The organism is Shimazuella soli (assembly GCF_022511585.1).
In the GTDB taxonomy this organism is placed as follows: Bacteria; Bacillota; Bacilli; order Thermoactinomycetales; family Thermoactinomycetaceae; genus Shimazuella; species Shimazuella soli.
Genome location: NZ_JAKWBN010000006.1, coordinates 58694 through 72266, shown reverse-complemented (window position 1 = coordinate 72266; position 13573 = coordinate 58694). Strand labels below are relative to the sequence as shown.

Sequence of the window (13573 nt, the reverse complement as noted above, 5' to 3'; positions counted from 1 at the left end):
GCATTAAATACGGAGAGATTTTTCCCTATTCGTGGTAGTAGGTATTGCGTATAATAAAATCAGTGGGGCATCTGAAGAGAATAGAGGTTAGTATGTTTCCTTCGAAAAAGCTCTCTACACAAGAACTCATTGATCTTCACCACAAACTGCTGGTAAGTAGTGGACTGCCTCGTAGTCGGTTCCCGAAATTTGCTCTTCTGAGTGAGAAACTGCGAGAGGATAAGGCCCCTTCCGAAAAGTTTTTCGTTGAGGCTGTCGAAGAATTGAAATGGCTCTCCGAGCAGACAAAAAGGAAGCTCAAAAAAGCACAAGAGGAACTGCACCGAATGAAGTCTTCTACTCAAGAAGAGCTCGAAAGGGCAGAGAGACTCTACAAGCAAGATCTCTCCTCGTTCCAAGCACTCATCCCGCTTATTAAGGAGCTGTTCGAACAAGCATATCCACAGCTTCTCGATGCGTGATGAAGTACCGGCCGGGTATCTAACTCAGATACCCGGCCGTCGGCTTTTAAAGTAGATAAAGAGAAACAAGTCCGTTATGATAGAAAGGAATTATTCTAAAGGGCTGAGTGACATGTCTACCAAACAAATTAAATGGCTTATCCTTTCCATCCCCACCCTGACGATTGGAATATGGGAATATCTCCGCCACACGATCTTACTGCCTCACGTTTCGATGGAACTTGGAAATTGGCTCTCTCCTATCATTATTTTCCTGATTACCATCGCCTTCCTCAATCCGCTCTTTCAAGCCTATGAACATTTATCAAAGCAGCTGAAACAAGAACGGGAAAGCACGCAGCTCATGGCCGAAAGAGAGCGGATAGCCCGTGAACTCCACGATGGGATCGCTCAAACTTTGTTTCTGTCCTCTGTGCAAGTAGAAAAATTAAAAGCAATCGCTCCCCATGAACAGTGGAGAGAACTGCAACATAGTTTGCACCATATCCAAGAGTATGTGCGGAGGTCGATCCACACTCTCAAAACAGAAACCCAATTAGCCTTATCGGCGCAACTTCAAACGAGTATCGAGCAATTCCGTTTGGATACAGGAATAGATGTTCACTATATTGCCCAGTTTCAAGATAACCACTTCTCCCAAAAAGAAGGTTGGGAAATAATAGCCATCATCAATGAAGCACTGACTAACATTCGAAAACATGCATTTGCTACAGCAGTATGGATAGAACTAACTTCCACCTGTGATAGTTGGAATTTGAAGATAGAAGACAACGGTGTAGGTTTTGAAGAGCATAAGTTACCATCAGCAAATAACTTTGGCCTTCGCATCATGAAGGAACGTGCGGAAGAGTGCAGCGCGGAATTTTCTTTCTCGCGGCAAAAAAACAAAACCATCGTTCACGTTAGGAAAAAGGAGCTTTAAAAGATGAACTATCGAATTTTAATTGCAGACGATCATGAACATGCCCGTAAGGCCATGCGAATGATTCTCTCGGAAGATGACCGCTTTACCATTGTAGGAGAAGCAAAACGCGGAGATGAGATCTTACCTCTGACAGAGCAACTCATGCCAGATATGATTTTAATGGATATCCATATGCCAGGCTTAAATGGTCTGGAAGCAACACGCCAAGTAAAGGAGCAGTTTCCTTATGTCAAAATCGTCATGGTTACAGTCTCCGATGATGTTACCAATTTGTTTGAAGCGATAAAAAACGGTGCCCAAGGATACCTCGTGAAAAACCTCAATCCGACTATTTGGCTGTCCTATTTGCATGCATTGGCAACAGATACAGCCACTATGCCTCAAGAAATCGCCAATCGAATCCTAGCCGAATTTACCGGCGTGAAATCAGCAAATGACCATTTGTTGACTCCAAGGGAGCAAGAAATATTGACGAGGGTCGCCCAAGGACTTAGCAATCGAGAAATCGCCAATGAACTGATCATCTCTGAACATACCGTTAAAAATCATCTCAAAAATATTATGCAAAAATTACACCTGAACAATCGGGTACAACTGACCCGCTATGCCTATGAACAAGGGTTTATGGGAGGTAATACATAAAAATAGCTCTTATGAGGGATGTCTTTTGTTGTTCTATTTTTTTACAATCATAAGGACGCTTAATGTAAAAATTGGAATCAGAACGTTTATACTAACATTACAAAAAGAAACAAAGGGGTTCTAACGTTGAAGAAAATAGGATGGATGCTGTCATTGGGATTGTTATTGGTCAGTGGATGTACTTCACCATCCACCACTTCCACACGTCCAAGTGCACCTACCTCGATCTCGCTTCAGTTTGAAGTACAGCCAACAAAACCAATCCCAAACCAGCCTGTTACACTGTCTGCAAAGGTAACTGGAAACAATAAGCCAGTGAATGATGCGAATGTAGAATTTGAGATTTGGAACAAAGAAGCAAAAAGTCACTCCATGCTAAAGACGAAACAAACGGCTGAAGGAACCTACACCATCACGAATACTTATCCTATCGCAGGCACTTATAATGTCATTGTCCATGCCACTACCCCACAAGTTCATCAAATGCTTTCCAAGACTTTTACTATTGGTGAAACATCAAATAAAGAACAAAGCCATCATAGTGGAGATAACGGATTAATGATGCATATTCAGCTCCCATCTAACGCCAAGAGCGGACAGAGCACCAAACTTTTCGGGCATATCGCCCAAAACAATCAAGCTTTAACAGGTGCAAATGTAGAGTTTGAAATCTGGAAAGAAGGCGAAAGCAACCACGACTTTACGGATGTCGCCGAAACAAAACCTGGTGAATACTATAGTACGTATCACTTTAAAACACCTGGAACCTATCATATCAAGTTACATGTAGAAAAAGGGAAAATACATGACCATACGGAGCAATTGTTAATCGTGAAATAGTAAAAACCGCTAACTCTTTTTCGTTAGCGGTTTTCTGTCAATAATGAGTATAGCAAAGCCATTCGAATCCACATACCATTTTTTGCCTGCTGGAAATACAGGGCACGAGGGTCCCCATCAACATCAGAGGCGATTTCTTGGTTTCGAGGAAGCGGGTGAAGCACCATCGTATGAGAACCAAAGCGATTCAACACATGTCTATCAATGATTATTTCCTGCACACTTCCCTGACTAGCTGACATTCTCTCTCTTTGCGTTCTCGTTTGATAAAGTACATCTACATCACTTGGTACATCACTTAGAGAAGAGCATGCGATAAAATGCCCTCCATTATCCTCTATGTATTGAATATAATCATCACTTAGTTCTAAGCCTGGTAAACCAACACCATAAATCGTTAAATCCTCAAACAAAGATAGCATTTTTACCAAAGAATGAACGGTACGGCCGTATCTCAAATCACCAATCACCGCAACAGATAAATGATCTAGCGATGATCGCTGTTCAAATATGGTGTAACCATCAAGTAATGATTGGGTCGGATGTTCACCTGATCCCCCTCCTGCATTAATAATGGGGACAGAAGCTACTCTGCTCGCTTCTGCTGCTGCATCATTTTCATAGTGACGCATGACTATTGCCTCTGCATATCCTTCCACAATCCGAACGGTATCTTGAAGACTTTCTCCTTTTACAGAGGAGGAAACTTCCCTCGCATTTTCGGTACTGATTAAACTTGCCCCTAGTCGCTGAATCGCAGATTCAAAAGAAAGCCGAGTACGGGTACTCGGTTCATAAAATAAGGTAGCCACTACTTTACCACGCAGTGAATCATAATAGCGACTGGGATCTTTTTTGATATCAGATGTAAGAACAAACAGAGATGTTAGATCTTCTTTGGTAAATTGTGTACTAGAAATTACATGTCGCATGGAGATCCACCTTTTACTTATCTATTATATTGATCGTTATTTCTCCTTCTCCTCCTGGTCCAACCTTAGGTTCCATCAGGGATAAATCTATGGAATCAGGCTGCATTTCTAAAAAAGGAGTTTTAACCTTTACAATAGTTGTAGCAGCATACACCACAGGGTGTGAAAATAGAAATAAAGAACAAAGAGCTAAGCATAATAGCTTCAGACGCACTTTACCTTCCTTTCTGGCAAACTATTTCATTGCCTGAGCACTTGATAGTCCATTTTGGTAGAGGCGGTTACTTGGTTCTAATTGAAGAGCTTGTTGAAAAGCTGCAACCGCTGCAGGTTTGTTCTTCACTGCCATATAGCAGACCCCTAGCTGGTAAGAATATTTCCCATTTTTAGGATCACGATCCACTGCTTTTAGAGAAGCTGTAATCGCAGAACCATAGCTCTTAGGGTTACTTTTTCCATTAATGTAATAAGTCCGTGCCTTGTAATAATAACCTTCTGCATTATTTGGATCGATGTTATTTACTTCATAAAATGCATCCCAAGCTAGATTGAGTAAATCCTTAAGCTGCTTTTGCTTAACTTCGGTTCTCAGACTTTGATTTCGAAGTAATTCATCCCGTTGTTTTAAATATAAAAGTCCAAGAGAGATATGATACTCTATACTCTTATCACTCAACTTAACCGCTTTTTTCTCATTTTCTACTGCAGCTTCTATATTATTAGCTTGTAATTGAATAATAGCAAATTCATGAAAATACACTGCATTTTTTGGAGCTAATGCAACTGCTTTTTTCATACTCTCTACGGCTGTGTTACTATCTTTTAAGATATTGTAGATTTTCCCCCGATGGTAGTAAATACTAGCAGTTTTATCGTCTAACTCTAAAGCTTTGTCAATTGCCGTTTGTGCACTTTGATAATCACGTACATAATAATTAAAAACAGCAAGCTGATCAAACAACTTCGCATCATCAGTAAAATATGCAGTTGCTGAATTCATAACAATGACACCTGACTTATAATCTTTCTTTAAGCCATAGAGATTAGCGAGATGCACATAATATTGTTTGCTCTCTGTATCCATTGCTAAAGCTTGCTTTGCAAATGTCAATGCTTTATCAATATCGCCTTTCTCATATGCCTTTACGGATTGATTATATAGACTAACTGCTCTGTCTGGATTTTGTTCGACTTCCTGTATAATTTTCCCTTCTACTAGAGAGGTAACATCTGGTCCTGGCGTAGCAATCAAGCGTGCCAAAAACAAAAGAGCAACAATCCCAATAGCAACCCACATCAGCCATCCTGGTAACTTTTTCTTTGGTTTTAAACCGTTTTCCGTTTCATTTTTCGGTTTATTGACACCAAAAGAAGCTAGCTTTGAACGTCCGGTAAAAAACTTGTCTACAAGTGAATTGCTGGCTTTTTTCTGCTCATCTTTTAAAGCATCGATCCCTTTGGGCTTCTTACCACCAAATTCATGAGCCCACTTCCACAATTCGTGTAAAGGTGGTCGCATCATTGGATCTGGTGAAACACTCTTCATTATCCAAGACTCTAATTCAACCGGAACATCAGGTCGAAGTGACCGAAGAGGCCTCATCTTGTTTTTGTGTTGTTCTATATTTTCTCCTGTCAACATCAAAAACAACAAATCACCAAGTTGATTTGCCAACTCCGCTTCACTATATGCATTTCCCTTTTCTGAAGGTAATACAGAGGTAGGTCCACCATACAAGAAACGAATGGTACCATCTTCATCGATAACCATGTTTTGGGGATCAATAAGAGCAAATTCCCCTTGGGACTCGCATTCCATTAAATGATCAGCGATTGTCTTAGTGATCTGAGAAACTTCCCCTAATGCAAGTGGAGCATTTTGATAAAGGTAAATCCCTAACAGGTTGCCTTCCATTTTCTCAAATACTTGATATAGCACTCCATCTTCTACAAAGACTTCTTGCAGTGGTACAAAAATACGTTCATTTCTCAATGGTAATTTAGCAATCGTATCTTCGTCTGGTTCAGATTGCAATTGTATTGCATGGATAAAACGTGTGGGCACCTCTTCAGGGTCAAACGTATCGTAAGTTGTATAATACAGAACACCATCAACAAATGGAAATGCACTGATTACTTGGTAACTTCTTTTTATTCGCTCTCCTTGTTGTTTTATCTGCATAACTTCCCCTCACTCTATCAAGCGGACATTTTTTCATATCCCTTATTGTAACATGAAGTAACACCAAGGATGAATGTCATTTTCGTTATATATCAGGCTATCACAACTCTTACAAATATATGGCAGGACAGTTATGCGAAATCAATCATACAATAATGTATAAATATAACATTTTAACTATTATTTTCTGTTTAAACAACATAATTTATAGTTTTCTTTGCTTGCTATATCGTAACCACCTGAAAAATTCTTATAATAGTGGTAAGTGAATCTTTTGTGATAATATCAATCCTATTTTTCATTCACTTCAAATTTGAGTTAGGAAACAGCTTTTACGTTAGAACTTTAGGGGGAATATAATGGACAAAAAAGTTGTACGCGCTTGGATTTGGTATGACTGGGCTAACTCTGCCTTTGCCACTACCATGATTGCAGCTGTGATGCCTATCTTTTTTTCAGATGTAGCTGCTAAAACTTTAGCGAAAACAACTGCTACTGCTTACTGGGGATACACAGAATCCATCTCTCTAGTCTTACTCGTTCTCTTATCACCTATCCTCGGCTCCATCGCTGATCGAGCAGGGCGAAAAAAGCAATTTCTCCGCTCTTTCACTTACCTAGGAATCGGCTCATCTCTACTTATGGCTACTATTGATGAAGGTGAATGGAGATGGGCTGTAGTACTTGTGATTATAGGATCTTTAGCATTTGCTTGCAGTAATATTTTTTATGATGCTCTCCTCCCTGAAATAGCTGAGGAAAAAGACCGTGATATGGTGTCTAGTCGCGGATATGCCCTTGGATATATTGGTGGTGGTGTATTATTGGCACTTCAACTTGTCTTTATTCAGAAACCCGATTGGTTTGGATTAACTACAGTATCTGCAACTCAGATTGCTTTTGCTTCTGTTGGAGTATGGTGGTTTTTCTTTTCCCTTCCCATATTCAAACATGTAAAAGACAAAGAAAATAAATCAGCAGAAAGCTTCTTCCAATTGTGTAAAAATAGTACCCAACAAGTAATCCGAACAATTGGGCAACTGCCAAAATACCCAGAACTCCTGCGTTTTTTAATTGCCTTTTGGTTTTTTAACGATGGAATCAACACCATTATAAAAATGGCCACTATTTATGGAAGAGAAATTGGAATCGGTACAAGTGATCTCATTTTAGCTCTGCTCATAACCCAATTTGTTGGACTGCCATTCACATTATTATTTGGAAAATTTGCTGGATGGTTTGGCAGCAAGCGCACCTTGATCACCACGATTATTATCTATTTGTTCATTGTCATTCTCGGTTATGGTATGACCACCTCTTTTCACTTTTATGTTCTCGCTGTTCTAGTCGGGGTGGTACAGGGAGGCAGTCAAGCTCTATCGCGTTCCATCTATAGCCAACTGGTCCCAGCGAACCGAAATGCTGAATTTTTTGGTTTTTATGGTCTGTCAGGCAAATTTTCCGCAATCTTTGGACCATTTGTCTTTGGTTTGGCTGGACAATTAACAGGATCTAGTCGATTTGGTATTCTCTCACTTGCCATCTTTTTTGTCATCGGAATTTTACTATTGTGGAAACTTAATCTAGAAAAGGGCCGGCAAGAGGCAATCTCGAATATAAGTAAAAAGTAATCTTGAAAAAGGTCCTGATGGGACCTTTTCCTTATCTAAATCTACTTAGCCGCTTCTTCCTTACCATTATCGCAGTAGGCCAAGCCAAAAGAACAGTAACAATAATGGCAGCACCTAGACTATTTTGAAAAACACCATAGGCGATATAGTTAACTGCAAAATTTACAATGACGATCAGCATATTCGCAAGAAAAACATGAAGAAACAACTGTGTATCCACATATTTTCCAATCCAGCTAGATACTCCAATGAGAACATAATGATTAATCCTAAACCACTAGCTTGCAAAATACGCAACCGATTTAATTTCATCGCCTCTTCTCCATTTAGAAAATAATAAAATAATATTCCATTTCAGCATACCAAAAGAATTTAAATAAAAAAGATATCTATACAATTTAAGAAAAAAGGAAGTATTACCAGAAATAATGGCCGCACTTCCTTTTTACAGTATAAAAAATCCTTTATTTACGACGCACCAATAGCGCCAAAGGAAATGATGGAATACAGAGAATCAAGGCTACCAGAGGTGCAAATGCAGTAAACCAAAAAGCATTTTGGCCGACTAAGAAACCGAACAGTACAAGCAGTATAAACAATACGATATTTGCTAAATAAACATGAGAAAACAGATGACTTGCACGTCCTCCTACTTTTCGTCCTAACCAAAATCCCATCACAAATTGACCAAACACTTGGATCGGCAAAAAATACGCGATGATTTGTTCATTTGTAAGATGTAGTGGTGATAATCCTTTATAGGACATAACCAAACCTACTACCAAACTGCCTAGTAACAAACTGACAAATGTAATTCCTACTGCTTGCAAAATACGAGCTTGGTTCATGCGTAAAACTCCCTAAATTTCTGGTACTAATTTTGCAATAATGTTTGTGAAAGAAGGATTGCGAAAATTACCAGATATCATTTTTTTGGGCTGACCATGACCGTAAGCAGTTTTAAGCCACTCAGCTCCCACATCAATAAGAATAACATACTCACCTTCTTGAACCCAATTTTAATATATGCAGACAGTTTCATTCTCCTGTTTCTATATGGTGAGAGCCCCATTCCGATTCCCCGTAATAGTTAAATTTAGCCTCAGAAATCCATTAAACTATTTTCACCTCGCCATTTCCATTTGAAAATTTCCAAATCAAAAAAAGCTAGAGGTTTTCCCTCTAGCTCATGTTGGCTTTCGAATATAGTTACGATACAAGTTAATGATTAATACAATCGGTAATACATAGTTTACAAGATAGAAATAAAAATTTATATTCCTGAAAATTGGATTATCTGTAACAAAGTAGTTAGGATTGACCATATAGATAAAAGGCAGGATGGCAAATGGTAGAATAATAATAATTCCAAACCCTTTTAACCTTAAACGAACAACCTCTAGCAAATAACCAAAATCTGTTCGTGTGCTCTTACCCATAACTGCCCATTGATAAATCCGATAGCGCGGTGTAAAAGTAGCAAAAATGTATAAGAGCGGTAGGAGACCGATCAATGAAACGTTTATTATGCTAGGATTGTATTGTTGAATAAGAACTAATTCAGCAGCACTCACAAGCGCAAACAACCAACTCCCCGTAAATTGTCTCCCTTCGCGCTTTCGTATCAATGATCGAGATTTTTTGATTTGGGCAATTAAATCTTTGTCTTTGATACCTAATGCAGAAGCACGCTTTACATAAATATAAGCCATCGTTACATCTGCTTGAGAGGTTGGGTAATAGCCAGGCTCTAACTGATCATGCCCTTCCCCCACTTCTTTCCAAGTGCTAAATGCAATGTCTAAGTATGCGCGTACTAATTCTTCTTTGTATGTATTATTTTTAGGCTCTTGCTCCACACTTTTCTCAAGCAATTGTAAACCATGTTTGAAGTTACCATGTTGTATATAGAGAGACCCCAATTGGTATTGATACTTCATTTCAGTAGGTTCTAATGAGATAGCATGTTCAAATGCTTCTTCTGCTCGTGATAATCGGTTGCAAGATTGATACAGCTGACCTAACAAAAAAGAGTATTCCGCATTATTTGGTGCTAATTCACAAGCTTGAATCATATTTGTTATAGCTTCCTGTTTTTCACCTACAGCAAATCTAGCTTGTCCAAGCAACACCCAAGCTTCTGCCCTGTCTTGTATATGCTCTGTCATTTTAATTGCAATAAACAACGCATCTTCCGGTTGATTTGCCTTCAATAACCGAAACCCTTCATCAAGTGCTTCGCTTATTTTTTTTTCCGGCCAACCAATAGGATGATTTTGAAGCTGTCTATCATATATTTCTCTTTGTTCAGTATCAAGTAGAATTGCTTCAATCGTCTCTAATTTGCTTAACATCTGTTCTGCTTCTTGTCGACGATTGATCTGAGCAGCATTTGTGCGAGCACTCCACAATCTGACTTGATGATGGATGAGTTTTTGAATCTCCTCCGAAGATGCATCTGGGGAGAGCTCTAAAAAACGATAGTAGTTCTCCATGTTGAAAATATCCTTTTTTTAGGCAGTTAGCTTATTGCCAATTTGGCAACACGTTTTTGTTTCTCTAGTACTTCGTCCTCTGTCAAGTTGGAAGTACGTTCAATATCTAACTCGCCAAGTAATGTACCAGCAGTAGAATCAATGACAGAAATATGAATAATCCCATCACTATCATATTCAAAAATAACTTCGATTGGAGCACCCTTTGGGTATTCAGGAAGATCAATCATACCTTCCCCAACTATTTTCACATAATCGAGGTCTACATCTTCACCTTCTGTTACTTGAATATGTAATTGGGTTTGTTGATCCACTGTAGTGGTATAATGATTGCTTACTCGGGTAGGAATTGCAGTATCCTTCTTCAATACAATAGAGTTTACTTCATTACCACTTTCATCTAGTGCGACAACACCCATGCTGTGAGAGTTAACATCTTGTACTTCCACCATTGGGAAAGCATGGTTGTCAACAAAATCATGACGTCCTTCCTTCATCATCAAGATCATTCCCTGAATAGCAGCACCTTGGGCAACAACTTCATCAGGATTGACATCCAGTGAAGGCTTTAATCCAGTGACCCGTTCAATCAATTCAGGAACAGCACGCATTCGAGTTGATCCACCTACTAAAAGAACACGATTGATATCATTCCAATCCAAACCAGCATCTTCTAATACAAATTCCATTATTTTCTGAGTTTGTTTTAGGAGATGGTGGGTTACTTCTTCAAAATTTTGGCGGGTGAGTGGAATTGTCACGTTCACACCGTTAGCAGATAGGAATACATTCGTGCGTTCTCTGGAAGATAGCGTTTTCTTGGCAATTTCTGCTTTATCTCGAAGATCTTGTTCCAGCATTGGATCTTCTAATAAATCTACTCCTCCAGCTTTGATGAATTGATCATTGAGATACTCCATAACTGCATTGTCCCAATCAAAACCACCTAGACTTTTCGCTCCGCCCGTAGCCAATACTTTTAGGCCTTCTGGGCTCAAGTGCATGATGGTAACGTCAAAGGTACCCCCACCAAGATCGTAAACAAGAATGGTCTGGGTTTCGTCCATTTTGTTTAATCCATAAGCAAGAGCAGCTGCAGTTGGCTCATTAATAATACGCAACACATTGATTCCTGCGATCCGTCCAGCATCTTGTGTAGCCTTACGCTGTGCATCATCAAAATAAGCTGGGACAGTAACAACAGCATCTTCAATTTTTTCCCCTAGTAATGTCTCTGCATCTTCTTTCAATCGACGAAGAATCATAGCAGAGATTTCTTCTGGGGTGTATACTTCGGAATTTTCTGTGCGAAATTTCCAGCCTTTGTCACCGATTTGTCTTTTTACAAACTGAATAACATTAAAAGGATTAGCCACCGCAGATCGTTTTGCGATGCTTCCTACAATCGGATCATCTCCATCAAACAAAACAACGGAAGGGGTAATTCTCTCTCCCTCACGGTTTGTCAATACTTCAGGTTTTCCATATTGGTTAACGATTGAGATCGCAGAGTATGTTGTACCTAAATCGATTCCTACTACTCGCGCCATCTTTTTTCACTCCTTCTTACCGCATAATGTCAGATGAACGCCAAGCTCGCTAGTTTTTTCAGAAGAAAATGAAAAGATGGTTGCCCATCTATTGGGAGAAAAAACAAAGAGGTTAGAGGGTTTCTTCGTTTTTAGGCAGGTTTTATGTCCTTACCATATGAACCTCTCATGACTTCAAGTCATGAGCTTGTCTACGAAGATTGATACTACCCTCGTTCGTACGTGCGTGTCCACTTCGCCTCTAGCATATATGCCTGTGAAAGCCACAATGTTACTTTGCAGGAAAAGAAATCTTTGGAGATTATCACATGAATCAATTCATGGATGTGCTCTGGCACAAAAATAATTTTCCCAAACAAATTTTTCTGTACTTACTCCTCTTCCCTCTTATCTCCATAAACGATAGAGAGCAACGGCCTTATTTTGGTTGATATTTCTTTATAACTACTTTGGTTGGTCTTAAAATAACATCTTTGTATTTAAAGCCATTACGAACAATGTCAACAATTTGATTGTCTTCACTTGGATGAAATGTAGGTTCTATCTTCACTACTTCTTGATACTTTGGATCGAAGGTATAAGATGTGAGGATTATTGGTTCTACTCCACGACGGTACAGAATTTCCATCAGCTCACCATTTAGAGACTTCAGCAAATCTGCCAATTCAGGGGACAGCACCCCAGAATCAATTGCATCTTTATAGATACTCTCCATACGATCATGAAATAAAATCAAATCAATATATAGTGGACGCAAGTGTGCAAGTTCTTGATCTTGTTTCAGATCATCCATTTCTTGGTACAAGCGTTCAAAAGCTACTTCTTTGGTTTTGTCATAGCTCAACCGTTTCTCAACTAATCGAACAAGTGATGTGAAATTAGATTGTAGACCAGACAAAAAAGAGAGTACCTGTTGCTGTTGACGATCGGGTGATTTTACCTCCTTCACTTCCTTTGAAGTTGCAGCACGATCTCTGGATAGAAAGCTCATCCGAGACGCTTGCTGACTTTTTTGCGGAAGCTGCGGAGCTTTACCGAAAAATCTCTGGCTCTCTTTTTTGGGACCCATAGATGTTCCTCCCTATTCATGAGTTTACATTTGTGATGATACTAGCCCTATAAAAACCGCAATTTTGGTCACGATCAGTCCCAACAAGATGAAAGGAGCAAAAGGTAAGGTAGTATCTTAATTCACTTTTTTACTATGAAATACCTTCCATTTCAATAGAAAAAACTTGCAGATAGATTTTCTGACAGGAATAGTAAATAGATTGGCAGGAATTCTAGAGAAATTTTTAATTTAGAAAGTATTTTTTTATCGCCTCCACTAATCATCCTATTTCCCTGTAGATAATAGTCAATTAGTGTCACAAGACCTGTACCAATGTAGTCCACTAAAGAGGATCGACATATGAGGGTAATACAAGTCCTATTAGAATAACATGATAATAGATTAGGCGATATTTTCTAATCCGTAAAACTAGCATAAAAAGTTAGCTTTCGAGATAGAATTTAGATAGAGTTTCCTAACATTTTCTGATAACCCAATATCTTTTATTATCCGTTCTAGGATACAGGGCAATTATAGTATCTTTGTAATGTTTAGACAAGCAATAAAGAACTCTTATCTATTGACTATTTTTTATTATAACAGCTACTTTAGATACTAGCACTACTCAGTTATTCTATCGGCAATATTTGTATATAGTTTCAGTTTTTTCCAATTTTATTGTTTTCATCTACTATCACTTCGAGCCGAAGTGATACCATTTTCGAGAATTTCGACCGTTTCTCTTACAAGACCGCTCAAAAGAGAAACACGCTCTAAACAGGATGAATATTCTCCTAATCTCTGAACGATTACTGCAAAAACACTATATTTTTGCACTGTGTTTCTCAAGGGATATTTAATATG

The 13573-nt window shown here is 38.9% G+C and carries 13 protein-coding genes; 5 read left to right on the top strand and 8 right to left on the bottom strand.

The window, feature by feature from the left end; genetic code table 11:
* The first annotated feature begins 92 nt into the window (after positions 1 to 92).
* The 4 genes from MK805_RS13280 (at position 93) to MK805_RS13265 (ending at position 2868) form a co-directional block, all read left to right on the top strand.
* The gene (locus tag MK805_RS13280; RefSeq protein ID WP_240876374.1) at positions 93 to 461 is read left to right on the top strand and encodes a hypothetical protein; all 369 of its coding nucleotides are present in this window, start codon (positions 93 to 95) and stop codon (positions 459 to 461) included.
* Positions 462 to 573: 112 nt separating this feature from the next.
* Positions 574 to 1383 carry a sensor histidine kinase gene (locus MK805_RS13275; RefSeq protein ID WP_240876373.1) on the top strand — a complete coding sequence of 270 codons (810 nt, stop codon included), beginning with the start codon at positions 574 to 576 and terminating at the stop codon, positions 1381 to 1383.
* 3 nt (positions 1384 to 1386) lie between these two features.
* Complete coding sequence (locus tag MK805_RS13270; protein ID WP_240876372.1) at positions 1387 to 2028, top strand: response regulator; 642 nt, start codon at positions 1387 to 1389, stop codon at positions 2026 to 2028.
* A gap of 126 nt (positions 2029 to 2154) precedes the next feature.
* On the top strand, positions 2155 to 2868 hold the full coding sequence (locus MK805_RS13265) for a FixH family protein (RefSeq protein ID WP_240876371.1): 714 nt from the start codon (positions 2155 to 2157) through the stop codon (positions 2866 to 2868).
* A 23-nt stretch (positions 2869 to 2891) separates the two neighbouring features.
* Here MK805_RS13265 and pyrB read toward each other — a convergent pair whose 3' ends face one another.
* Positions 2892 to 3800 carry an aspartate carbamoyltransferase gene (gene pyrB / locus MK805_RS13260; protein WP_240876370.1) on the bottom strand — a complete coding sequence of 303 codons (909 nt, stop codon included), beginning with the start codon at positions 3798 to 3800 and terminating at the stop codon, positions 2892 to 2894.
* A 235-nt stretch (positions 3801 to 4035) separates the two neighbouring features.
* On the bottom strand, positions 4036 to 5982 hold the full coding sequence (locus MK805_RS13255; protein ID WP_240876369.1) for a tetratricopeptide repeat protein: 1947 nt from the start codon (positions 5980 to 5982) through the stop codon (positions 4036 to 4038).
* 359 nt (positions 5983 to 6341) lie between these two features.
* On the opposite strand from MK805_RS13255, the gene MK805_RS13250 reads away from it, so the two are divergent.
* Complete coding sequence (locus MK805_RS13250; RefSeq protein ID WP_240876368.1) at positions 6342 to 7613, top strand: MFS transporter; 1272 nt, start codon at positions 6342 to 6344, stop codon at positions 7611 to 7613.
* Between the two features lie 31 nt (positions 7614 to 7644).
* Here MK805_RS13250 and MK805_RS13245 read toward each other — a convergent pair whose 3' ends face one another.
* From MK805_RS13245 to MK805_RS13220, 6 genes are all read right to left on the bottom strand, one after another.
* Positions 7645 to 7833 carry a hypothetical protein gene (locus MK805_RS13245; protein WP_240876367.1) on the bottom strand — a complete coding sequence of 63 codons (189 nt, stop codon included), beginning with the start codon at positions 7831 to 7833 and terminating at the stop codon, positions 7645 to 7647.
* Positions 7834 to 8077: 244 nt separating this feature from the next.
* Entirely contained in the window at positions 8078 to 8461 is a 384-nt protein-coding gene (locus MK805_RS13240) for a hypothetical protein (protein ID WP_240876366.1), read from the bottom strand.
* Positions 8462 to 8800: 339 nt separating this feature from the next.
* Positions 8801 to 10108 carry a tetratricopeptide repeat protein gene (locus tag MK805_RS13235; protein ID WP_240876365.1) on the bottom strand — a complete coding sequence of 436 codons (1308 nt, stop codon included), beginning with the start codon at positions 10106 to 10108 and terminating at the stop codon, positions 8801 to 8803.
* Between the two features lie 26 nt (positions 10109 to 10134).
* Positions 10135 to 11658, bottom strand: a complete 1524-nt coding sequence (locus tag MK805_RS13230) for an Hsp70 family protein (protein WP_240876364.1) — start codon at positions 11656 to 11658, stop codon at positions 10135 to 10137.
* 418 nt (positions 11659 to 12076) lie between these two features.
* Positions 12077 to 12727, bottom strand: coding sequence for a nucleotide exchange factor GrpE (locus MK805_RS13225; protein ID WP_240876363.1), 651 nt, complete (start codon positions 12725 to 12727; stop codon positions 12077 to 12079).
* A 666-nt stretch (positions 12728 to 13393) separates the two neighbouring features.
* The gene (locus MK805_RS13220) at positions 13394 to 13558 is read right to left on the bottom strand and encodes a hypothetical protein (RefSeq protein WP_240876362.1); all 165 of its coding nucleotides are present in this window, start codon (positions 13556 to 13558) and stop codon (positions 13394 to 13396) included.
* Positions 13559 to 13573 lie beyond the last annotated feature (15 nt).